This window comes from Leucobacter ruminantium (genome assembly GCF_017565705.1).
Taxonomy (GTDB): domain Bacteria; phylum Actinomycetota; class Actinomycetes; order Actinomycetales; family Microbacteriaceae; genus Leucobacter; species Leucobacter ruminantium.
Genome location: NZ_JAGDYL010000029.1, coordinates 1 through 22,695 on the forward strand (window position 1 = coordinate 1; position 22,695 = coordinate 22,695).

A 22,695-nucleotide genomic window follows, 5' to 3' on the forward strand; every position below is an offset into this window, starting at 1 on the left:
CGGGCGCGAGCCCGGGCCTCCGCCGTGTCCGCCGCGAACTTGCCGGTAGTTGAGACCCGAGTGTAGCTACCAGCGCGGGGTCCAGGATCACGGCTCCTCATGCGAGCCGCAGAACAACGAATCCCGCGTGATGCCAGCATAGAGCTAACCGCTGTCAATCGAGAATGGCCCCGACCCTCACCCAAGGATCAGGGCCTTTCTCGTGCTAGCGAGCTGAGTCAGGAACGCCCACGGCTCCCTCCACTAAGAAGCCGATAGAATTGGGTCGGTCTGGTAGCTCTCGGGAACTCGGTGGCGTGAGCCTGCGGGCCGTGAGCGGCGCGCAGCACATTGTGTGCCTCATCGAATCTGTACCCGGTTGACCTCTTCGCGTAGTGCGGGTCGGTCCCGCCGAAGTACGCCCCGCCCGTGTACCGCGCTGGCGCTGAAGGGCGGGCGGACGGCGCCTGTTCGGTGCCTATCGCGTGCTCTGACGAAGTGCGCTGGCCCGGTCCTCGACGTGGGGGACTGTCCGACTAGCGGTGAATTTGGTCAGGCCTGACCAAAAGGAAAGGCGATGCCGCTGCCCAGTGCAAGGTGACCGGCTGACAGTCCCAGCGAACTCTGCTCAACGCATGGGCTACCCCAGATCTATTTCGCCTGATGGTAACCACATTTCTTTGTCACGATGTGTGACCAGGATTACCGTTGACGGGCGAGCTGACAAAGCCTCGGCGATATAACGCTCCGTGGCGATATCCAATGCGGATGTTGCTTCGTCGAGGATGAGAATGGGTGAATCTCTGAGGAGCGCACGCGCGATCGCCACACGTTGCCGTTCGCCTCCGGAGAGAGCGTTGCCGCGGTGTCCGACCTGTTGTTGGATACCTTCGGGATCCTGAGCAATGACGGGCTCTAGCGCAGCTTGGCGTGCCGCTTCGATTACCTCTATATCGCTGGCTTCAGGGTTACCGATTCTGATGTTATCGGCGAGTGTTCCGGAGAACACGTCGGGGTTTTGAGGGACGTAGGCAATCTGTGCAGCGATCTGGTCGTAGTGAAGGTCCCTGAGATCGGCACCACCGATCGTAATGCTGCCCATGTCTGGATCGTCGAAGCGCATAAGCAGGCTCAGGAGGGTACTCTTCCCGCTCCCTGTCGGGCCTTGGACGTTGACGGTTGACCCTTCGGGAATACTCACGGAGACGTTCTGCAAGGATGGAGCGTGAGTGACGTTCCGGATCTCAATGCTGTGCCCGTTGATGTCCCCAGCGCTTGCCGGTTCGGGGAGTACCGGCACCTCCCTGACGGCGCGGATCTGGTCTGCTGCGTTGCGGAGATCGTTGATGGCGAGTCCGGCGATCGCGAGCGCTTCAAGTGGGGCGGCCGCCCGAAGAGTCAGCATGATGATCGCGAGCATCATGGGCGCATCGTAGGTTTCTGTCAGAACAAGCAATAGCAATACGCCTACGGTGGGGACGGCACCGATCAGCGTGGACAGCAGCATGGCTTGCGCCGTGGCGCGGTTCGTGTGGCGGAGAGCAGCTCGCTGTCCCTCCCAATGTTGGGCGGTACGGCTGACTGCATCTGCAGAGCCGAGAGCGGTGCGAAGTAGCTCCAGATGGTCAAGGAACTCGTATGAGGCGTCGTTCGCGGATGCCTCTTCTCTCGCTCGTCCTGCATCAGCATCGGCAAGTGTGCGCTGGGCGAAGAACTGTATGACGAAGGAAACGACAAGCAGGAGAGCGACCCCACCGGCGATACCGATGTCCGCAATGATCCACATTCCGACAACGACAAAAAGTGGGAGCAGCGGTGCGACGATCAAGGTTTGGAGCTGATGAGCTGGCACACTCATGAGGAACGGGATGGTGCTGCCAGCGACGGTGCCGATGAAGGCACGGTTGGTCTCGGTGAACCACGCCAGCTTCGCCCGTGCGAACGCTTCGCCGAGCATTTGGTAGAGCTGGACTGCGAGCCCTGCTCCAGTGAGGTAGCCACTGCGGGATACGAGAACTGTAACCGTGATCGCGACCGCTGCGGCAGCGATAACCGCCAGCGGAGGCTGACGGTTGGCAATTGAGAACCCGAGCACGGTGTACGCGAGCGCCTCGATCAAAGCGACCAGTGCCCAGCCTCCCGATATGATCGTGAGTGTTCTCCGTGCTGAGGGGGCGAAGCCTTGCAGCATCTGAGCGAGAGAGATGCTCATTGACTCACTCCTGTCTTCTCGCGGCTCAGGCTGTCTAGTGAGAGCCGCACATCGGCCATCTCTGCGATACGTGGATCGTGGGTGACGATGACCATGGCACATCCTTGCTGTTTGGTCATCGTGCGCAGCTCGTGAAGGACTCGATTGCTGGTCGTGTCGTCGAGCGCGCTGGTTGGTTCGTCCAGCAGAATCGTCGGTGCGGAGCTCAGGAAGGCTCTCGCTATTCCTAAGCGCTGGCGTTCCCCTCCGGAGAGGAATTCAGTCGGGGTATTGAGCGGGAGTTCGAGCTGTGCCCGCCGAAGCGCTTCCAGGAGGGACTCGTCATCGGTCTTGGACGAGCCGAGGCTGACTGTGGCTCTGATAGTGCCGGGAAGGAGATCGCCGCCCTGCGGAATGAGCAATACCTGTCGGTGTGGCGCAGATTCTGCGTCGCTGCCGCCCAGTCGGATTTCTCCTTCGTGCGCCATATCGAGTCCGGCGACGAACCGCAGGAGCGTCGACTTCCCTGAGCCGCTTGGTCCAGTGATTGTGGTCACGGTGCCAGGCTCGAAGGTATGCGTGAGGCTGCGCACGAGCGGGCGATCATCCTGCATAAGCGTGAGTCCCGACAGTCGCAGCCCCTGGGCCACACCGTTCTTGATACTTCGCGTTACGGGAAGCGTTGGTCCTGCAAGGAACTTTGTGATGCGCTGTGCCGCCACTCGGCCGCTTCGGATGTAATCGATGCCGTGACCCAACCGCATGGCTGGTGTGACGATCGCGAGTCCAAAGAACAGCATCGCCGCAAGCACCTCTGGCTGCTGGTCATACCCGACCGCGTAAGCGATCGCGTAGGTGGCGACAGCTTGCAGGAATGCCGTTGCGACAGCGGAGAACGTGGAGACCTTTCGGACGTAGCCGACGAATCCCTCAGTGAAGCTGCAGGTGGCTCGCGCATAGTCGGAAGCCGCACCACTGGTCACCCCGTAGATGCGGCAGGTGCGCATGCCTGCGGCGTAGTCATCGACCGCCGTAAGGATCTCTCCCATGACCCTCGTGGTCTGCTCACCGTACCGGGCAGACATGCGCGGCACAACAACCAAGAAGTGTACGGTCGCAAGTGCCCCCGGAATCAGGACAAGAAGGCCGATCGGACCAGCGTATGCGAGCAGCAGCGCAATCGAGGTAAGCGGCACGATCACGAGCGTGGCAATCTCCGACGGGAAGTGCGCGACCATATGGTGCAGCGCAGCCACGTCATCTCCGATCAGCCGTCTGAGGTCGTTGCCGCTGTACTTCGAGATCTCGCGCATGGGCATCTCCGCAAGGTGTTCAGCGGTTCGGCGCCGAAGGCTTGAGGCGAATCTGGCCTCTCCTTCGTGAGCGAGCCAGGAAGAAGACGCTGAAAGCGCTGCCCCGAGTACCCACGCCGTACACGCCCACAACACGGAGTCGAGACCAGGTTCTGCAATGAGCCGCACGACGCACCACAGTGCCCCGAGCATGGCGAGGCCGCTCCCGGCAGCGGTGAGCACAGCGAAATTGAGCTGCCAACGCCCTGTTTTCAGTGCCCGACGCAGCGGTGTTCTCAGCCCGGCGGCATCCTTCGTTCCTTGGACGCTCATCGTGCGTCTCCACTTCTCGTGCTTGACCACGCACGCTGATCACGCGTTCTGCCGAGCGGTACGACCTGCGGTGTGCCTGCCACGGGATCCGGCACGACACGGCATGGTAGATTGAAGACCCGCTCGATCATCTCCTCAGTGATGACCTTTTGGGGGTCTCCTTCCGCGACGATGGTCCCATCACGCATCACGATGAGATGCGTTGCGTAGCGTGCGGCCTGGTTGAGGTCGTGCAGCACGGCCACCAGGGTGCGCCCCGAGTGGTGAAGGTCGGTGAATAGCTCGAGCAGCTCGATCTGGTGAGTGAGATCGAGATACGTGGTGGGCTCGTCGAGCAGCAGAATGTCGGTCTGCTGAGCGAGCGCCATGGCGACCCAGACCCGTTGACGTTGCCCACCCGAGAGTTCATCCACAAGGCGGCCAGAGAGGTTGCGCACACCGGTCGCGTCCATCGCCTCGGAAACGGCGGCCTCGTCGGTTTCGGTCCATTGCTTGATGAGGTTCTGGTAGGGGTATCTGCCTCGCGAGATCAGGTCGGCGACGCGGATGCCATCGGGGGCGGTGGAAGACTGCGGGAGTAGACCGAGGCGACGCGCAACTTCTTTGATGGGGTACTCGTGAATGCTGCGCCCATCGAGCACGACCTGGCCTGCTTCGGGTTTCAGGAGGCGGGAGAGACCTCGGAGCATCGTGGACTTGCCGCAGGCGTTAGGGCCGATGATCACCGTGAACGAACCGTCGGGGATCGTGACGGAGAGATCCCGGGAGATCGAGCGCTTATCGTATGCGAGAGCCAGATGCACGGCGCGTAAACGTGACTCAGTGCTCGTAGGTGTGTGGTCTCTCGTAAAGGTGAGAGGTTCCGTTCGAGTCATATGGACTTTCTCGTTTCTCGAATAAGGAGCCAGATCAGGTAGAGGCCACCGAGACAGACGGTGATCAAACCAACCGGTATCGGCCTGTATGCTTCGGCGATGAGGAGCGAGAGGGTGTGGGCGCCGGCGAGGAGTGCTGCTCCCATGCAGGCCGCAGAGCCTACGGTGACGCCAGGGGTTCGGGCGAGACGCCTGGCAAGTTGCGGGGCCGAGAGCGCTACGAACCCGATGGGGCCTGCAGCTGCGGTCACGAGTGCCGTTGCAGCGACTCCGATGATGAGAAGTACTGGACGGGCATGGTTCGCATTGACTCCCTGGGCGAGCGCGGCATCATCCCCCAGCTCAAGCTGTCTGAGCGACGGCGAGAGCATCACGACCAGAATGAAGATGATGAGTCCCCCGATAGAAGCGGGGATCAGGCCCTCCCAACTGACCCGGCTCAAGGAACCCGCCGCCCAGAAGCCGACGCTCATCGCATCGGTGATGTCTGCTCGGGTGACGAGGTAGATGTTGACGGCTCCGAGCATGGCCGAGACCGCGATGCCGACGATGATCAGCCGGAAGCCCTGCACCCCGCGTCGATATGCCAGGAGGTAGACGACCGCTGCCGTGGCGAGCCCACCGATCAGCGCTGCACTAGCGATACCCCAGTAGTGCTTCGTTCCGATCATCAGTACGGTGACCACGACTGCGGTGTATGCGCCGGCGTCGAAACCGATCACGTCGGGAGAGCCCAGGGGGTTGCGGGTGAGCGATTGGAAGATCGCGCCGCCGATGCCAAGCAGCGCACCGAAGAGCACAGCAGCGATAGCCACTGGGAGTCGCCACTCTGTCACGATCATCCGCTGGAACTCGGCTCCATGCCCTGTGAGTGCTGTCACGACTTCGAGCGGGTTGAGCGGGTAGTCTCCGAAGCCCAGTGCGAGCACCGCCACGGCCAGGGCGATGAGGAGGAGAATGGTGTTGACCGTTGCGCTTCGCGCGCTCCATCGAAGCGCGGCGATCCCGCCGACGCGCACTTGACTATCCCGATACCCGAAATCGATGTGCGAATCGGGTTTGATCTGCATACTCATAGACCGGAGGCCTTTCTGCGCCGCACAAGTGTGATCAGCACCGGAGCGCCGATCACAGCGGTCATGACCCCTGCCTCGATCTCTCCAGGACGTGCGATCACGCGGCCGAGCACGTCGGCACCGAGCACCAGTACCGGGGAAGCAATCACTGTGTAGGCGATGATCCACCGCTGATCGGGGCCTGTGAGCCACCGAACGAGATGAGGCACGGCGAGCCCGACGAATGCGATCCCACCGGTGAGTGCGTTAGCGCCTCCCGCGAGGAGCGTCACCGCGATGAGCCCGATCGTGCGAGTACGCTTGACGTTCGCCCCAAGAGAGGCGGCTTGATCGTCGCCAAGCGCTACGGCGTTGAGTGAGCCCGAGATGATCAATGCCAGCAGCAGCCCCATTACGGTCAACGGCAGCACCGTGAGCGTGTCCGAGACCGGGACTCGTGCGAGTGATCCGAGACTCCAGTTGCGGAACGACCGGAACGTCTCCTCGTCAATGAGCTGCAGGAAGGTCGAGAACGCCGTCAATACAGCGGCAAGCGCGATACCTGCGAGCACGAGCGTAACCGGTGAGACCGCACCGCGTCCGCCTGCACCGATGAGATAGACGAGCACTGTCGCGGAGACCGCGCCGATGAAAGAGAACCAGACGTAGCCGGCGATCCCTGTCACCCCAAATACCCCGACCCCGACCGTGATGGCAAACCCGGCGCCCGCGTTAACGCCTAGGATGCCGGGATCAGCAAGCGGGTTGCGAGTGATGGCTTGAATGAGTGCACCTGCGACACCAAAGGCTGCGCCCGCGACGATACCGACGAGCGTGCGCGGCACGCGCAGCGTCCACACGATCGAAGATGCTTCAGTGCCGTCCGGGGTGAAGACAGTGCGCCAGACCTCAGTGATAGGAAGCGGGTTCGCGCCGTAGGTGATACTAAGCACGAGCACTGCTCCTAGTGCGGAGATGAGCACCACGATCCCGAGGAGCCGACGCCGAACCATCGGATCACCGGTTGCTGGTAGTCGTGTCGTCGTCTGAGCATTCGCAAGGGAGACCATCTCTGTTCCTGACTAGTGGTTGTGAGAGGGCGCGGTGCCGGAGTGCGACGCCGCGCCCCCGGATCGATTGCGCTGTTAGAACTTCTCTGCAATCATCGGCGCGACCTGCTCAGCGGCCCAGGCGTTCCCGATTGGGCCACCGCTGGTGATTGCCCAGAGAAGATCGCCGCCGTCCTCGGCCTTTGGCGGGAACTGGATGAACTTGCCAGACTTCACTGCTCCAAGGTTCATGAAGAGTTCCGTACCGGTCACATGCTGTTCCATTTCTTCAGGGGTCGTCGCTTCGCTCTGGCCTAGCAGCAGTACGTCGGCGTCGATTTTTGCGATCAACTCATCGCTAACCATGGTGTCCTGAGCGAACTCGGCGGCGTTCGGGTTGGGGGAGAAGCCGAGATCGGTGAGGAATAGCTCAGGGGCTGATCCGTTTTGTGAGAAATACTGAAGCCCGTTCGCCGGGCCATAGTAGATCGCCCAGGTCGCCGTCTTCCCGGCGAACTCGGGGTGCTCTGCACGGATCCCCGAGAACAACTCGTCGTGCTCGGCGATCACTGCCTCTGCCGCGTCGCTCAGATCAAGCGTCTCACCGAGGATGCGGATCGAGTCCTGCCACGGGATCATCCGCTGGTCGGGAGCAGGGCTGGTCACAACCGGAGCGATTTTGGCGAGTCGATCGTAGATGTCCTTGACTTCGCCAAACCCCGGTACCCAGCCCACGGTCACGATGAGATCAGGCTTGGCCGCGGCGATCGCTTCCACTGGCACATCCTCACCACGGACGAACTCGTAGGTTTCGAGTTTCGACGCTCCGTGCGCTTCGAGGTAGCCGCCCTCGCTGATCATGCTCGAGTTCAGCACCGGAGTTACACCGAGTGAGAGAAGCAGCTCCGTGTCAACGCCATTCGGCACGATTGCCGCGATTCGCTCGGGACGTTCTTCGAGCACTGTCTCTCCGTAGGGAGACTCAAGAGCCAACGGGTACTCTGTCTTACCTTCGGCTGCCGGAAGCAGGCTCGACGTTTCCGTACTAGCGCCGGAATCGTGTGCGGGAGCATCCGATGCGCAGCCGGAGAACAACAGGACGGCGGTGAGTGCCGCGCCGACCAGTGCGCTCTTTCGTAAACGTGTGCTGAGGGACATGAATGCCTTTCGTTAGTGGATTGAATCGGAACGGTCCGCCTGCTCTGGTGTAGGCAAACCGCAGTGTCCACGCCTCCAGTAGCCGGTGAAACTGACCGCCTGGCGAGGAATGCCGCGTTCGTTGACGAGATATCGTCGGGTCGCCTGGACTTCTGACTGCTCACCGGCCACCCAGACGAAGAGGTTCTCAGCCGGAAGGTCGCGATCCTGCAGCGCCGCACAGAGCGTCCGTTCCGTCTTTTCCTTGCTGGGTTCTGCGACCAGCCAGTGCACTTCGAATAGATCTGGGCTCGTGAGGGGGTAGATGTAGTCGCCGTTCGGGACGGTAATGAACGCTTCACCTTCACTGTTCGGCGCGAGTTCCTCGAGGAATCTCGCAATCGCGGGGATTGCTGTGTCGTCCCCGAGTAACACTGACCGGTTGACGTCCTTCGGCAGCGGGAGCGTCTTACCCGGCCCGACGACCGGGATGGGGTCCCCGATGGCAACCGTCTTCGCCCAGGTCGAGGCGTAACCATCACCATGCAGGATGATGTCGAGGTCTAGCTCTCCAGCACCGGAATCGAACCTTCGCACGGTATAGGCCCGCGCGATCGGCCTGCGCCCCGGCGCAAAGGTGACTCGCCCGTTTTCAATCACGGGCAGCACTGGAGTGTCCTCGCCAGGGTAAGGGAAGAGCAGCCGGACATCGTCGTCGAAGTTTGGGCTGAGGAACTCCGCAGTGAAGTTGCCATTGGAGCCGGTGAACTCCTTGAGCTCGGCGCCTGTCAGCGTGATGCGCCGCATCACTGGTGTCACGTCGGCAAGCCTTGCAACCTCTAGTGAGCGGATCCCCACTGGCATGAGGCAGACGGGTCGGGCAGCAGCAGGCAAGAGTGCCTCCTTCGAAACAGAACAGGACATGAAAACAGGCACCGGGCAGCACCGAACTAATGAGTAAGGCTACCCTTGCTATGATCAGATGATTTATCCTGAAGTGCATGATTCGCATACCCAGATGGGGGTCTGAAACGCATGAATCGGTTGCTGGTGTTGCCACGCGAGATCCCCGCAGTTGCCGCCTCGCAGATCCGGAACGCTCGGGAACCTTCACTCATCTGGGTGCATTCGGGCGAAGCGAAGGTGTCCGTCGGTAGTGAGGATCACTTGCTTCAGGAGGGCGATGCGATCTGGGTTCCTGCTGGTCTGACCTACGGTATTCATGCCGCTCCTGGAACAGTTGCTTTCCCAATATTTCCCGCGGCGAGGCGCGTTCGCTTTCAGATCGACGCCCCCACAAGGACTCACTTCCCGTCGGAATGGAACGATTGGCTGATCTACCAGTTCGCTCGGAGTATCGGGTACTTACGAGGAATCGCTGCCTCGAAAGGACTCGCGAGTATCGTCGTGGAATCCCCAGGATCGACCCCGAGTGGAACACCTATCCCGGCCCCACCCATCGCGCTACCTTCTGAACCCACCTCAGACGCAGCGGCAAGGGTCGCGCGCCGCCTGATCGAAGACCCCGGCGACCCTGCAACAATCCCCGAACTGGCAGCCAGTGTGAACGTCTCTGTTCGAACACTGCAAAAGCAGTTCGTTGACGAGACCGGAGTCAGTATTGCGACTTGGAGAACCAGCGTTCGAATTGCAGCCTCGGCCACCTTCATCGATCTGGGACACGACATTGGGTGGGTAGTGCAGCAGGTCGGATTCATGACTCCCGCCGGACTAACAAGAGCGTTTCAGAGACACACCAGTATGACCCCACGTGATTTTGCGAAACGACGGGCCGGTCGCCGAGCTCTATCAGACTCCTCGTCCGATCTTCCGCTTCCAAACCGATCCGACTCAACTCAAGGGGTCGAGAAAGTCGAGACCCTACTCCCACCGCTGGTAGCACCGAGCAAAACCTGGAACCGGATAAATGACTTTCATGTTCTCGTTTGGGTCTACCGAGGCACCGCGCGCGTAGAGATCGGAGAGAGAACGTTTGACCTCAGCCAAGGGGATGCTGCTTGGCTGCCTGCTAACGAATCGAATACTGTGGATTTGAAAGAAGGCTCGATTCTTCTCCCGCTCGGCTCACGAGATATGAAGCGACAGGCCAAAGGCCCGAGTGTGTTCGTGCAATCGTTCGCGCAGGAGGATGAAGCATTCTTGTTGCATACCTTTGTCGCGAATTACAGCCAGCTCAGGCCGGAGCCGCATGATTCGCATTTCATTACACGTCTTTTTCTAGAGAATGCGTGCAGCTCGACTCAAGACGCGCGCCCAGGTGCAAACGATGTATCGATTCAAGCAAGCACGGTCCTTCAGAGAGTGAGAGCGACCCCCGCCGACAGCAGGCCGCTCTCCGCCTGGGCTGCCGAACTCGGAGTTGCTGTTGAAGACCTCGCTCAAGAGGTGAGGTCCGCGGTCGGTATTCCATTCGCGCGCTGGAGAAGCCAACTCAGGATGACACTCGCGAGACACTACCTCGAGGACGGTTTGAGCGTAGCCCAGACCTCCAAAAGACTCGGCTACGCTCATCCTTCAAGCTTCACCAAGGTCTTTACCGAACAGCACCAGATGTCACCAAGCGCATACTGGCGCTTCGGGTGGCACCAGACCAAGGAGTCCTTAATCGTGCCTTAGCCTCGATGCACCGATTCGCCTGAGCGTGGTGGGGTTGGCATGATCGGTGCGGGGTGACGGGCCGCGGGTGGGGCGTCACTTGATTGGGCGGAGTGCGTGGTTGTTGCCATCGAGGCGTACGCAGCGGAGAAAGCCGAGTGTTTCGGCGCAGCGGAAGGCGTCTTCTGTGCAAGTCACGCCGATTCTGTGCGAGTCACGCCGAGCTTGCGATAGATCGCCCTCACATGCGCGCGCACGGTGTGAATCGACGTGATCTCTTTCTCTGCGATTTCACGGGGGAGGATGGCCCTGTGGTGAGGCCGCGAGAGCCAGGTCGTTGTTCATGATGGTCTCGAAGTCGATCGGAGTCAAGCAGCCCAGACCGGCCTGACTGCGCCTTCGGTGGTAGCTCCGCTTGCTCCTGGAACATTCGCCGGATATGCCCTCCAAGGCTTATGCGCGGTCCAGCAGAGGAGGCGAGGCGCCGGTGGCTTCACCTATCCCTAGACTCATGCCGAATGCGGCTTCAAACTACCGCATATTTCACGAAGCATGTTGCAGTACGTGCTGCGCTCGCTCGTCTGAGCGGTAACGCGGAAGGCCGGATCCGGCCCCTTCCGATTGCGTCGGCGGGAGTTCCGCGCCCGACGTCCGGCGAGCGGCGACGGGGGCGGAGCGGGCTAGACTGGCGTGATGCTCGACGACATCTCCGGACCGCGCGATCTCGATGCTCTGACGCCGGAGGAGCTGCGGATGCTCGCCGCCGAGATCCGCGAGTTCCTGATCGCCGAGGTCGCGAAGACGGGCGGTCATCTGGGGCCGAACCTCGGCGTGGTCGAGCTCACCATCGCGCTGCACCGGGTCTTCGATTCGCCGCGGGATCCGATCGTGTTCGACACGGGGCACCAGAGCTACGTGCACAAGATGCTCACCGGGCGCAAGGATTTCTCGCGGCTCAGGCAGCGCGGCGGCATCGCCGGCTACCCCCAGCGCTCCGAGTCGGAGCACGACATCGTCGAGAGCTCGCACGCGTCGAGCTCCCTGAGCTGGGCCGACGGCATCTCCCGCGCCTTCGCGCGCAGGGCGCAGGCCGACCCCTCGCAGCGGGACCGTCACGTGGTCGCCGTCGTGGGCGACGGCGCGCTCACGGGCGGCATGACCTGGGAGGCGCTCAACAACATCACCGACGACAACGACCGCAACCTCGTGATCGTCGTGAACGACAACGGCCGCTCGTACGCCCCGACGATCGGCGGCATGGCCCGCTTCCTGAACTCCGTGCGCACGACCTCGAGCTACCGCGACCTGCAGGAGAGCAGCGAGAAGCTGTTCTCGGCCTTCGGCGCACCCGGTCGCACCGTGTACAGCGCCGCACGGGGTGCCATGCGCGGCATCGCGAGTCGCGCCTCGGGCAACCAGGACCTCTACTCGAACCTCGACATCAAGTACCTCGGCCCGATCGACGGGCACGACCTCGTGGCGGTGGAGACGGCGCTGCGCCAGGCGAGGTCCTACGGTCGCCCGACGCTCGTGCACGTGATCACCGAGAAGGGTCGCGGCTACGCGCCCGCGCTGAACGACACGGCCGACCAGTTCCACGCGATCGGGAGGATCCACCCGGGCAGCGGGGAGCCTGTGCAGTCGGCGGAGGGCCGCAGCTGGACCGGCGTGTTCCGGGACCGGCTGGTGGAGCTCGCCGAGAGCGACGAGCGGATCGTCGGGATCACGGCCGCGATGCTGGCGCCCACCGGTCTCGACGGGCTCGCCGAACGGTTTCCCGATCGCGTCTACGACGTCGGCATCGCGGAGCAGCACGCGGTGACGAGCGCGGCCGGCCTCGCCTACGGCGGCCTGCACCCCGTGGTGGCGATCTACGCCACCTTCATGAACCGTGCGCTCGACCAGCTGCTCATGGACGTCGCCCTGCACCGCGCAGGCGTCACCTTCGTGCTCGACCGGGCCGGGCTCACGGGGCCCGACGGGCCGAGCCACAACGGCGTGTGGGATCTCGCGATGCTGCAGATCGTGCCCGGCATCCGCATCGCGGCGCCGCGCGACGCGGCGAGTCTCGGGCAGCTGCTCGCCGAGGCCGTGCGGGTGGAGGACGCGCCCACGGTGATCCGGTACCCGAAGGGACCGGTCGGAGACGACATCCCGGCGCTGCGCCGCACCGACGATGGCGTCGACGTGCTCCGGGAACGGGGCGATGGATCCGACGAGGAACCCGATGAGGGACCCGGCGACGTCCTCTTCGTCACGGTCGGCCCGATGGCGCGGATCGCGCTGGACGCAGCGGAACTGCTCGAACGGGACGGCATCTCCTCGACCGTCGTGGATCCGCGCTGGGTGATCCCCGTGGCCGGTTCGGTCGTCGAACTCGCGCGCGGACACCGCCTCGTCGTCAGTATCGAGGACGGCATCCGCGTCGGCGGCATCGGCACGCGCATCCGCCAGGCGCTGCGCGACGCGGGCGTCGACACCGCGGTGAGCGAGCTCGGCACGCCCGACGAGTTCCCCGAGCACGCCTCCCGAGACGAGCTGCTCGAGCAGGCCGGGCTGACCGCCGAGCGGATCGCGGCGGACGTCGCGCCCCGCGTGCGCGACGTATAGCCTCGCGCGCGGCATATACTAGACCGGGTTCATCAACAGCTTTCAGGGGGACGGATGCCGATCACCTCGACCGTGCTGCGAGTCGCGGAGAGCGACCCCGGTCGCCCCGCGATCGTCGGCGGGGCCGCGGACGGCTCGGGACCGGCCCCGCGCCTCGACTACGCGGGCCTGGTCGAGGATTCGCGCCGCATGTTCGCCGCGGTCGACGCACTGCACGCGCGGCAGCCCGATCCGCCTGCGCCGGCGGCCGAGACCGGCGGCATCCCGATCACGGCGGTGAGCGTCGATTCCGCCTTCCACACCGCGCGCATCGTCGCGGGCCTCGCCGGCTACCGCGCGGTCTCCGCGACGATCGACCCCCGCTGGCCGCTCGCGCACCGGGTCGGAGTGATCATCGCCACGGGCATCGGCGTGGTCATCAGCGACGATGCCGAGCTGGCGGGCGCTCTCGCGGAGCGCGACTGGGGCGGGACCATCGCGGGGCTCGACGAGTTCCGCCGTCTGGAGGCCGCAGCCCAACCGGCACAGGCTCCCACGGTGCGCGACGGCGATGAGGCGTTCCTGCTGCTCTTCTCCTCGGGCACCACGAGCGATCCCAAGGCCTTCCTCAAGACACGGCGGCAGTACCGCGACAATGTCGCGGTCTCGAGTGCGCACCTCGAACCGCTGCCCGGCGTGGCGACGCTCGCGCCGGGGCCGCTCTCGTACAGTCTCACCCTCTACGCGCTCATCGAGTGCCTCGCCACCGGGGGAGAGGCCCACCTCGCCGACGTCTTCGACCCCGTCGCGATGGCCGCGAGGGTGGCGGAGGAGCGCATCACGCGCGTCGTCGCGGTGCCGGCCGTCGTGCAGACGCTCACGGACGCGGCGCGCCGCGATCCCTCGCGGTTCGAGACCCTCGATCTCGTGGTCACCGGGGGCGCCAACCTGCCCGAGTCGCTGCGCCTCGGGCTCGCCGAGGTGCTGCCGGGCACGCGGCTCGTCAGCTACTACGGCGCGGCCGAGATCGGCTTCATCGGCGACAGCAGGGGCGGCGACGGCACCCTCATCGATGTGTACCCGGGCATCGGGGCGAGCGTGCGCGACGCAGAGGGAGAGGAGGTCGCGGACGGCGAGCCCGGAACGCTCTGGATCAGCGCCGCTGCGTGCTCGGACGGCTACGTCGCGGGCACGACCGACGCCGTGCTGCGAGGGGCCGATGGCTGGGCGACGGTGGGAGACCAGGCGCGCATGGTGGACGGGCGGCTGCAGCTGCTCGGACGCTCGGGCGACATCGCGGTGACCGGAGGGCACAAGGTCGCGCTCCCCGAGGTGGAGCGCGCCTTCGACGGCATGCCCGGCCTCGGAGCGGTGTGCGCCGTCGCGCTGCCGCACCGGAGGCTCGGCTCCGTCGTCGCGCTCGTGCTCGAGGCGGCCGGCGAAGAGGGCGAGGGATCCGCAGCCCCGCCGAGCAAGGCCGAGCTGCAGCGGCGCGCGCGCGAACGACTCGCGCCCCAGTTCGTACCCCGGCGCTGGTATCTGATCGAGCGCCTGCCGCGCACCGTCGGAGGCAAGATCCGGCGGCCGGCGACGACCGAGGCCGTCGAGGCCGGTTCGGCGGTGCGGCTGTGAGCGCGTCGCGTCGAGCGGTGATCACGGGCGTCGGTGCTATCACGCCGAGCGGCCTGAGCGCCGACGCCGCGTGGGCGGCGGTGCGCGACGGGCGCAGCGCGATCGGGGTGCTCGAAGGTGACGAGTTCGACCCGCTCGCCGTGCACATCGGGGGGCGCGTGCGGGGCTTCGACGTCTCCTCGGTGCTGCCGACGGGCCTCGCCAGGAGGCTGAGCCCGGTGCAGCACTGGGCCATCGCCGCAGCGGACGAGGCGCTCGCCCAGGCCGGGGCGGCGCCGCCCGGCGGGGAGACACCGGGCGCGGGGGCGACCGCTGCAGCGAGGCTTCCCTGGGACCCTCACCGCACCGCCGTCATCGCGGCGAGCGGTTCTGGTCCGGTCGACGCGCAGCAGCGGTCCACCCGCGCGCTCGACGCCCGGGGGCCCCGTGCTGTGCCCATCGGCCTCGCCGTCTACGGCGCGCCCGACGCCGCAGCTGCGCTGCTCAGTCAGCGCTACGGCGTCACCGGTCCGGCTCAGGGCGTCTCGGCCACCTGCGCGAGCGGGGCCGTGGGCCTGGGGGAGGCACTGCGACGCGTGCGCCACGGCTACGCCGACGCGGTGATCGTCGTCGGCATGGAGGATTGCCTGAACGCGGTGAACCTCGCCTCGAACGCGAACCTGCGATCCCTCGCGGCCGGCTACGAGAGCGACCCGACCGCGGCCTGCCGCCCATTCGACCGCCGCCGCTCGGGCTTCGTGATGTCGCAGGGCGCCGCGGCCCTCGTCGTCGAGTCTGAGGAGAGCGCGAGGGATCGCGGCGCGACCGCGCTCGCCGAGCTCGCCGGCTTCGGCGCCTCGAGCGATGCGCATCACGCCACGGCGCCCCACCCCGAGGGGCGCGGGGCCGCACGTGCCGTGCGCGACTGCCTCGAGGACGCGGGCACGACGCCGGCAGACGTCGACCACGTCAACGCGCACGGCACCGGAACCCCCGCGGGCGACGCCGCCGAGCTGCTGGCGCTCGAGGCCGCCCTCGGCGAACGCGCCCGCCGGATCCCGATCACCGCGACGAAGTCGAGCACAGGGCACCTGCTCGGAGCCGCGGGCGCTCTCGAGGCGATCGTCTCGATCATGACGCTGCGCACGGGGCTGCTGCCGCCCACGCTGAACCTCGAGGATCCCGAGTTCGACGGCTGGGACTTCGTGACCGGCGCGGCGCGCGAGCGGCCCGTCGACGCCGTGCTGTCGACCTCCTTCGGCTTCGGCGGGCACAACGGCGCCCTGCTGCTGCGCAGGGCCTCCGAGGACACTCCGACGACGACACCTCCACGACGAAGGAGCGACGATGACCGACCGTGAGACCAGGCACGCCGAGCTGGCGGCGCGCTACCTGCCCGATGAGCTGATCGAGCGCATTCGCGGGCGCGCGGCCGACTACGACCGCGAGAATCGGTTCTTCGAGGAAGACCTCGCCGAACTGCGCGCACAGGGCTATCTCACGGTGTTCGTGCCGCAGGAGTTCGGCGGGCCGGGCCTCACGCTCAACGAGGTCTCCCGGCTGCAGCAGCGGCTCGCCGGGGCGGCGCCCGCAACCGCCCTCGCGATCAACATGCACCTCATGTGCGTCGGCGTGGCGAGCGCCATGCTCGCCCGCGGCGACCGATCCCTCGCCCACGTGTTCGACGACGCGATGGCGGGCGAGATCTTCGCCTTCGGCATCAGCGAACCGGCCAACGACTGGGTGCTGCAGGGATCGAACACCGAGGCGGTTCCGCAGCCCGACGGCGGCTACCTGCTGTCGGGCGTCAAGATCTTCACCTCGCTGTCGCCCGTCTGGACGCGCCTCATCGTGCACGGGCTCGACGAATCGGACCCGGAGGAGCCGCGGCTCGTCTACGGCTTCCTCGACCGCGACGCAGACGGCGTCGTCGTCTCCGACGACTGGGATGTGCTGGGCATGCGCGCTTCGCACAGCCGGGCGACGATTCTGCGCGAGGCGTGGATGCGGCCCGAGCGGGTGGCCAGGCGAATCGCGCCCGGCCGCACGCCAGACCTGCTCACCTTCGCGATCACGAGCAACTTCCAGCTCCTCGTCGCCTCGGTCTACGCCGGTCTCGCCGCCCGCGCCCTCGAGGTCGCGGCCGAGGGTCTTCGCAGGCGGCGCTCGGCGAAGGCGGGTGCGCCGCTCTCGGAGGTGCCGGAGTTCCGCGCGAGGCTCGCCGACGCCCACCTCGACTATCTCGCGGTGCCGGCCCAGCTCGAGGCCCACACCCGCGACTTCGACGAGCTCGTCGACCACGGCGCGGGGTGGCCGGTGCGCCTCGTGAGCGCCAGGCTGAACGCCGGGGCCGCTGCGCGCGGCTCGGCGGAGGTCGCGCTCGTCTGCGCGGGAGGTGCCGGATTCAACGTCGAGCACGAGGCCGGCCGCCTGCACCGCGATGCGGCCGCCTCGCTGTTCCACCCGCCGAGCGCCGACGCCGCGCGCCCGATGTTCGCGGCCGCGCTGCTCGACGACTGACGAGTAGCGCGGCCGCGGGCGAAAGCCGGGCCGGGCGGCGGCCGGCCCGGCGCCGGACTAGCGCGCCCCGGCGATCGCGGGGTCGTGGAACTTCGCGCCCACGGCCCGCTCGCTCGCACCGGAGCGATCGAGGTAGGGGGTGATGCCGCCCGCCTGGAAGGGCCAGCCGGCCCCCAGGATCATGCAGAGGTCGATGTCCTCGGCCGCCGCGACCACGCCCTCATCGAGCATGATGCGGATCTCCTCGGCCATCGTGTCCTCGGCGCGGCGCAGGATCTCCTCCTCGGTCACCGCGGTCTTGCCGACGGTGACGGCCTTCCGCCCGGCCTTCGACAGGTCCTCGACCTTGCCCGCCTTGTTCTTCGCGAGGGGGCCATCGACCTCCGCGAGGCGGTGCAGGTTCTCGGACGCGTAGAAGCGGTCGGGGAAGTGGCGCACCATCGTGTCCTGCACGTGGGCCGCGACCTTCCAACCGACCAGGTCGATCAGCTCGAACGGGCCCATCGGCAGGCCGATCGGCGCGAAGGCGCGCTCGACCACGGGCAGCGGGGTACCCTCGTCGAGTGCGCGGGCGGCCTCGCCCATGAACTTCGCGAGCAGGCGGTTGACCACGAAACCCGGGCGGTCGGCCGTGATGACGGCGCTCTTGCCGAGCTTCTTCGCGACCTGCATCGCGGTCGCGAGCGACGCGTCATCGGTCGCGGGAGTCTTCACGACCTCGATCAGGGGCATGATCGCCACCGGGTTGAAGAAGTGGAAGCCCACGAGCCGCTCCGGGTGGGCGAGCTTCGCGCCGATCTCCTCGACCGAGAGCGAGGAGGTGTTGGTCGCGATGACCGCGTCCTCCGCGATGATCGGCTCGATCTCGGCGAAGACCTGCTGCTTCACAGCCGTCTCCTCGAACACGGCCTCGATCACCCAGTCGCAGTCGGCGTAGAGCGCCTTGTCGGTCGTGCCGCTGACGAGCGCCCGCACCTGGTTCGCGTCGTCGGCCGAGAGCCGGCCCTTCTCCTGCATCTTGTCGATCTCGCCGTTGATGTAGGCGAGGCCCTTGTCGACCCGGGCCTGGTCGAGGTCGGTGATGATCACGGGAACGCGCAGCTTGCGCGCGAAGAGCAGGGCGAACTGGCCGGCCATGAGCCCGGCTCCGATCACGCCGACCTTGCGGACGGGCTTCGCGAGGTCCCTGTCGGGAGCGCCGGCCGGGCGCTTGGCGCGCTTCTGCACGAGATCGAAGGCGTAGATCGACGCCGCGAACTGGTCGCCCGGGATGAGCTGGGCGAGCGCCTCGTCCTCGCGTTCGAAGCCGCGCTCGATGTCGCCGTCCTTCGCCGCCGACAGCAGGTCGAGGGCGACGTAAGGGGCCTTCGCCGCGGAGCCGATGCGCTCGCGCAGCTGATCGCGGGCGATCTTGATGGCGACCGGCCACTTGGTGAGGCGCTCGAGCTTGCCCGGCACGTGGGGGCGCTCGACCTTGACGGCTCCGGTGAGCACGCCGTCCGCCCAGGCCACCGACTGCTCCAGGAAGCTCGCGGAGCCGAACATCGCGTCGAAGAGGCCGAGCTCGTAGGCCTGCTTCGGCTTCAGCATGCGGTTGTTCTTGAGCGGGTTCGAGACGATGATCTCGAGCGCCTTCTCGATGCCGATGAGATTCGGCACGATCGTGGCGCCGCCCCAGCCCGGGATGATGCCGAGGAACACCTCGGGGAAGGCGAGCGCCGCGGCCGAGGCGTCGAGCGTGCGGTAGTCGCTGTTCAGCGCGATCTCCATCGCTCCGCCGAGGGCGAGGCCGTTGACGAAGGCGAACGAGGGCACGCCGAGCTTGCCCAGCTTGCCGAGCACGTAGTGGCCGTACTGGGCCATGAGCCGGGCGTTCTCCTCGCTCGCGAGGGTGGAGACCTTGGAGAGGTCGGCGCCCGCGGCGAAGATGAAGGGCTTGCCCGTGATGCCGACGGCGCGGATCTCTCCCGCTGCGGCGCGCGCCCGCTGCGCGTCGAGCACGTCGCTCAGCGCTTGCAGGGTGCGCGGGCCGAGCGTGTTGGGCCGCGTGTGGTCCCGCCCGTTGTCGAGGGTGATGAGGGCGAGGGATCCTCCGGACGGCAGGGCGACATCGCGGACGAACGACTCGGTGACGACCTCGTCGGCCGACGCCTCGATCAGGGGGGAGAAGTCGATGGTGCTGTAGTCGGTCATGGCTCTACTTCCTGCGCTTCTTGCCGTCGAAGTGGGGGTTCTCCCAGATCATGGTGCCGCCCTGTCCGAGGCCGACGCACATGGCCGTGACGCCGTAACGCACGTCCGGCCGCTGCTCGAACTGGCGGGCGAGCTGGATCATGAGGCGCACGCCCGACGCCGCGAGCGGGTGCCCGAAGGCGATGGCGCCGCCCCAGGGGTTGACCCTGGGATCCTCGTCGTCGATGCCGAAGTGGTCGGTGAACGAGAGCACCTGCACGGCGAAGGCCTCGTTGAGCTCGAAGAGGCCGATATCGGAGATGTCGAGGCCCGCCCGCTGCAACGCCTTCTCGGTTGAGGGCACGGGGCCGAGGCCCATGACCTCGGGTGCCACGCCCGCGAAGGCGAACGACACGAGCTTCATCTTGGCGCTCAGTCCGAGCTCGGCCGCTGTGTCGGCGCCCGCGAGCAGCGACATGGTCGCCCCGTCGGTGAGCGGCGAGGCGTTGCCCGCGGTGACTCGGCCGTGCGGGCGGAATGGCGTTTTGAGCTCCGCCAACGCCTCCATCGTGGTCTGCGGCCGGCGGCCCTCGTCCTCGGTCGCGAGGCCCCAGCCCTGCGCAGAGCGTGTGGCGACGGGCACCAGGTCGGGCTGGATGTCGCCGCGGTCGTAGGCGGCCTGCACCTTGTGCTGGCTGAGCATGCCGAAGCGGTCGGCGCGCTCCTTCGTGAGCTGCGGGAAGCGGTCGTGCAGGCGCTCGGCCGTGATGCCCATGTTGAGCGCGTCGGGGCTCACGAGCTTCTCCGCCACGAAGCGGGGATTGGGATCGGCGTCGAGGCCGATGGGGTGGCGCCCCATGTGCTCGACGCCGCCCGCGATCGCGAGATCATACTGGCCCGCGCCGATGGCAGCGCCCATGAACGACGCGGTCGTCATGGCTCCGGCGCACATGCGGTCGAGGGCGAAGCCGGGCACGGTCACCGGCAGGCCCGCGAGGATCGCGACCGTGCGGCCGAGAGTGAGCCCCTGATCTCCCTGCTGCGTGGTGGCCGCGATGCCGACGTCGTCGACGCGATCGTGCGGCAGCGCCGGGTTGCGCTCGAGCAGGCCCTGCAGCGCCTTCACCGCCAGGTCGTCGGCGCGGGTGCCCGCGTACATCCCCTTGTCTCCCGCGCGCCCGAACGGGGTGCGCACCCCGTCGACGAACACGACCTCTCTCATTGCCATCACTGCGCCTCCATCAGCTCTGCGAACGTGCATCCACTCAATTCTAGAAACTGAGTCTCAGCGCTGGCTACCCCGATGAGGATTCCGCGGAATTCCGGCGACTCGGTCCGAGATGCTTATGAGTGATCTACAAAAACTGGTGCGAGTATTGGTGCCGTAAGTGCAATCTGCCACTCGCGTGCACCGGACTCCCTGAGACGGAGTGCGATCGCATCGGTCGTGGGCGGCTGCGGGGGCTGCCAGGCCAGGCGGCGCAGGTGGTCCGGGGTGAGCAGGTTCTCGACGGGCATGCGCCGGCGTTCGGCCTCCGCTTCGACGACGGCGCGGGCCGCGGCGAGCCGCTCGGCCGCCTCGGGGTGGCGCTGCGCCCAGCCTCGGTGGTGAGGGATCGCATCGGGGTCGCGCCGCTGCGGGCCGGGCAGGTCCTCGGTGGTCTTGCCGCGCAGGATCGCCTTCCACCAGCGGTTCAGCTCGCTGCGGCTCGCGCGCCCCTTGAAGGTCTGCAGCCGGGCCAGTTCGCCGGCGGAGCGGGGGTTCGCGGCGACCGCGGCGATGACGGAGGCGTCGGGGATCAGCCTGCCCGGCGCCACGTCGCGCTCCCGTGCGAGCTCGTCGCGGGCGGTCCAGAGCTCTCTGAGCATCGCGAGCTGCCTGGGCGAGCGGATCCTGTTGCCCGCGAGCTTGCGCCACGGCTCCGCGATCGGCGGCTTCGGGAGGCGATCCCTCACTGCGGCGAACTCCTGCTCGGCGATCTCGAGCTTCTGCTGCGCCTCGAGCTCGGCGTGCACGGCGTCGCGCAGATCGGGGAGCAGCGCGACGTCGAGCGCCGCATACTCGAGCCAGGGCTCGGGCAGCGGGCGCTGCGACCAGTCGGCGGCGGAGTGCGCCTTCTCGAGGCGAATGCCGAGGAGGGCCTCTACGATCGCGCCGAGACCCACGCGCTCGAACCCGAGCAGACGCGCCGCGAGCTCGGTGTCGAAGATCCGCTCAGGGCGCAGGCCGATCTCGTCGAGGCACGGCAGGTCCTGGCTCGCCGCGTGCAGGATCCACTCCTCGCCGGCGAGCGCGTCGGCGAGCGGTGAGAAATCGGTGATGCCGACGGGGTCGAAGAGCAGCGCCTCGCCACCGCGGCGATAGGCCTGCACGAGATAGGCCTCCGAGCCGTAGCGGAAGCCGGAGGCGCGCTCGGCGTCGATGCCGACCGGTCCCTCGCCCGCGGCCAGCAGCTCGGCCGCGCGGCGCACGCCGGCATCGTCGGTGATCATGGTCCAGCTGGTGCTCAGCTCGGATTGCTCGCGCAGATCGGTCTGCTCGCGCACATCGGTTCGCTCCGGCGCAGCAGTCTGCTCCGGCGCAGCGGTTCTCTCCGACACAGCCTCACACCCCCGTCAGCGGGTGCCTGGCGCGGCGGGCCGCGAGCGAGTCGAGCCCCTCGGTCGGCAGGCCGGCGAGCAGGCAGAGCAGCTCCGACCAGGCCTCGGCGTGCGACGCGAAGTCGTCGCCGTGCGGGGTCCAGGAGGCGCGCAGCTCGATCTGCGCGGCGTCGCCGCGCGATGCCAGGCCGCCGAAGCCGCTGGAGAGCGTCTTGGTCACGGTTCCGGAGAGCGCGTCGTAGTCGGCCGCCCTGGCGTCGAGCGCGTCGACGAGCCAGGATCGGGTGACCTCGGTGATGAAGGGGTCGACGCCGATCTCCATCTCGAGGGGGGCCTGCGCGAAGCACACGATGCGGAAGGGGCCGCCCCACTCCTCCGCCGAGGCGGGGTCGTGCATCAGCACGAAGCGGCCGGCCCCGTAGGGGGAGTCGATCGCGTCGTCGTCGCTATCGCCGTGCCTGGTGATGCCGGCGGCGAGCGCGATCGAGTGCGGCGAGATACGTTCGGGTGCCGGGATCTCCCTGGCGGTCAGCTCGCTTCTCAGCCGCGCGCCGCGGATCTGCTCCGCCGCGGCGATGAACTCCGCGGGCGCCCCATCTGTGGTGTCCCTCACACCAGGGAACACTAGAGTTTGCTGTATGACATGCCCGGGAGGCACGCCGGGGAACACCGATC

The 22,695-nt window shown here is 66.6% G+C and carries 16 protein-coding genes; 5 read left to right on the forward strand and 11 right to left on the reverse strand.

Translation table 11 applies throughout. From position 1 onward, the window contains the following. Nucleotides 1-619: 619 nt before the first annotated feature. The 7 genes from J4H91_RS13480 to J4H91_RS13510 form a co-directional block, all read right to left on the reverse strand. Nucleotides 620-2,191 (reverse strand): ABC transporter ATP-binding protein, encoded by a 1,572-nt coding sequence (locus tag J4H91_RS13480; protein ID WP_208046781.1) that lies wholly within the window; start codon nucleotides 2,189-2,191, stop codon nucleotides 620-622. Beyond that, nucleotides 2,188-3,795 carry an ATP-binding cassette domain-containing protein gene (locus J4H91_RS13485; RefSeq protein ID WP_208046782.1) on the reverse strand — a complete coding sequence of 536 codons (1,608 nt, stop codon included), beginning with the start codon at nucleotides 3,793-3,795 and terminating at the stop codon, nucleotides 2,188-2,190. The genes J4H91_RS13480 and J4H91_RS13485 overlap by 4 nt, the downstream gene beginning before the upstream one ends. Beyond that, nucleotides 3,792-4,670, reverse strand: coding sequence for an ABC transporter ATP-binding protein (locus J4H91_RS13490; RefSeq protein WP_208046783.1), 879 nt, complete (start codon nucleotides 4,668-4,670; stop codon nucleotides 3,792-3,794). The genes J4H91_RS13485 and J4H91_RS13490 overlap by 4 nt, the downstream gene beginning before the upstream one ends. Further along, nucleotides 4,667-5,746 (reverse strand): FecCD family ABC transporter permease, encoded by a 1,080-nt coding sequence (locus tag J4H91_RS13495; RefSeq protein WP_243752989.1) that lies wholly within the window; start codon nucleotides 5,744-5,746, stop codon nucleotides 4,667-4,669. Before J4H91_RS13495 ends, J4H91_RS13490 begins: the two co-directional genes overlap by 4 nt. Then, nucleotides 5,743-6,678 (reverse strand): FecCD family ABC transporter permease, encoded by a 936-nt coding sequence (locus J4H91_RS13500; RefSeq protein WP_341783554.1) that lies wholly within the window; start codon nucleotides 6,676-6,678, stop codon nucleotides 5,743-5,745. The genes J4H91_RS13495 and J4H91_RS13500 overlap by 4 nt, the downstream gene beginning before the upstream one ends. 192 nt (nucleotides 6,679-6,870) lie before the next feature. Next, nucleotides 6,871-7,932, reverse strand: coding sequence for an ABC transporter substrate-binding protein (locus J4H91_RS13505; RefSeq protein WP_208046785.1), 1,062 nt, complete (start codon nucleotides 7,930-7,932; stop codon nucleotides 6,871-6,873). Nucleotides 7,933-7,944: 12 nt separating this feature from the next. Continuing rightward, on the reverse strand, nucleotides 7,945-8,835 hold the full coding sequence (locus J4H91_RS13510; protein ID WP_243752993.1) for a siderophore-interacting protein: 891 nt from the start codon (nucleotides 8,833-8,835) through the stop codon (nucleotides 7,945-7,947). A gap of 111 nt (nucleotides 8,836-8,946) precedes the next feature. Here J4H91_RS13510 and J4H91_RS13515 point away from each other — a divergent pair, with 111 nt between their 5' ends. The 5 genes from J4H91_RS13515 to J4H91_RS13540 all read left to right on the forward strand — a co-directional run bounded on the left by J4H91_RS13515 (nucleotide 8,947) and on the right by J4H91_RS13540 (nucleotide 17,247). Beyond that, nucleotides 8,947-10,548: a helix-turn-helix domain-containing protein gene (locus J4H91_RS13515; protein WP_208046787.1), complete on the forward strand. Its 1,602-nt coding sequence runs from the start codon at nucleotides 8,947-8,949 to the stop codon at nucleotides 10,546-10,548. 672 nt (nucleotides 10,549-11,220) lie between these two features. Continuing rightward, nucleotides 11,221-13,137, forward strand: coding sequence for a 1-deoxy-D-xylulose-5-phosphate synthase (gene dxs / locus J4H91_RS13525; RefSeq protein WP_208046788.1), 1,917 nt, complete (start codon nucleotides 11,221-11,223; stop codon nucleotides 13,135-13,137). Between the two features lie 54 nt (nucleotides 13,138-13,191). Beyond that, entirely contained in the window at nucleotides 13,192-14,748 is a 1,557-nt protein-coding gene (locus J4H91_RS13530) for a class I adenylate-forming enzyme family protein (RefSeq protein ID WP_208046789.1), read from the forward strand. Further along, a complete protein-coding gene (locus tag J4H91_RS13535) occupies nucleotides 14,745-16,088 on the forward strand; it encodes a beta-ketoacyl synthase N-terminal-like domain-containing protein (protein ID WP_208046790.1) in 1,344 nt (447 codons plus the stop codon). Before J4H91_RS13530 ends, J4H91_RS13535 begins: the two co-directional genes overlap by 4 nt. Then, a complete protein-coding gene (locus tag J4H91_RS13540; protein WP_208046791.1) occupies nucleotides 16,075-17,247 on the forward strand; it encodes an acyl-CoA dehydrogenase family protein in 1,173 nt (390 codons plus the stop codon). The genes J4H91_RS13535 and J4H91_RS13540 overlap by 14 nt, the downstream gene beginning before the upstream one ends. 57 nt (nucleotides 17,248-17,304) lie before the next feature. Here the strand turns inward: J4H91_RS13540 and J4H91_RS13545 are convergent, their stop codons facing one another. From J4H91_RS13545 to J4H91_RS13560, 4 genes are all read right to left on the reverse strand, one after another. Then, a complete protein-coding gene (locus tag J4H91_RS13545) occupies nucleotides 17,305-19,440 on the reverse strand; it encodes a 3-hydroxyacyl-CoA dehydrogenase NAD-binding domain-containing protein (RefSeq protein WP_208046792.1) in 2,136 nt (711 codons plus the stop codon). Nucleotides 19,441-19,444: 4 nt separating this feature from the next. Continuing rightward, a complete protein-coding gene (locus J4H91_RS13550; protein WP_243752990.1) occupies nucleotides 19,445-20,647 on the reverse strand; it encodes a thiolase family protein in 1,203 nt (400 codons plus the stop codon). A gap of 116 nt (nucleotides 20,648-20,763) precedes the next feature. Further along, on the reverse strand, nucleotides 20,764-21,912 hold the full coding sequence (locus J4H91_RS13555) for an HRDC domain-containing protein (RefSeq protein ID WP_208046808.1): 1,149 nt from the start codon (nucleotides 21,910-21,912) through the stop codon (nucleotides 20,764-20,766). 112 nt (nucleotides 21,913-22,024) lie between these two features. Continuing rightward, on the reverse strand, nucleotides 22,025-22,633 hold the full coding sequence (locus tag J4H91_RS13560; RefSeq protein ID WP_208046794.1) for a DUF3000 family protein: 609 nt from the start codon (nucleotides 22,631-22,633) through the stop codon (nucleotides 22,025-22,027). Nucleotides 22,634-22,695: the final 62 nt, after the last annotated feature.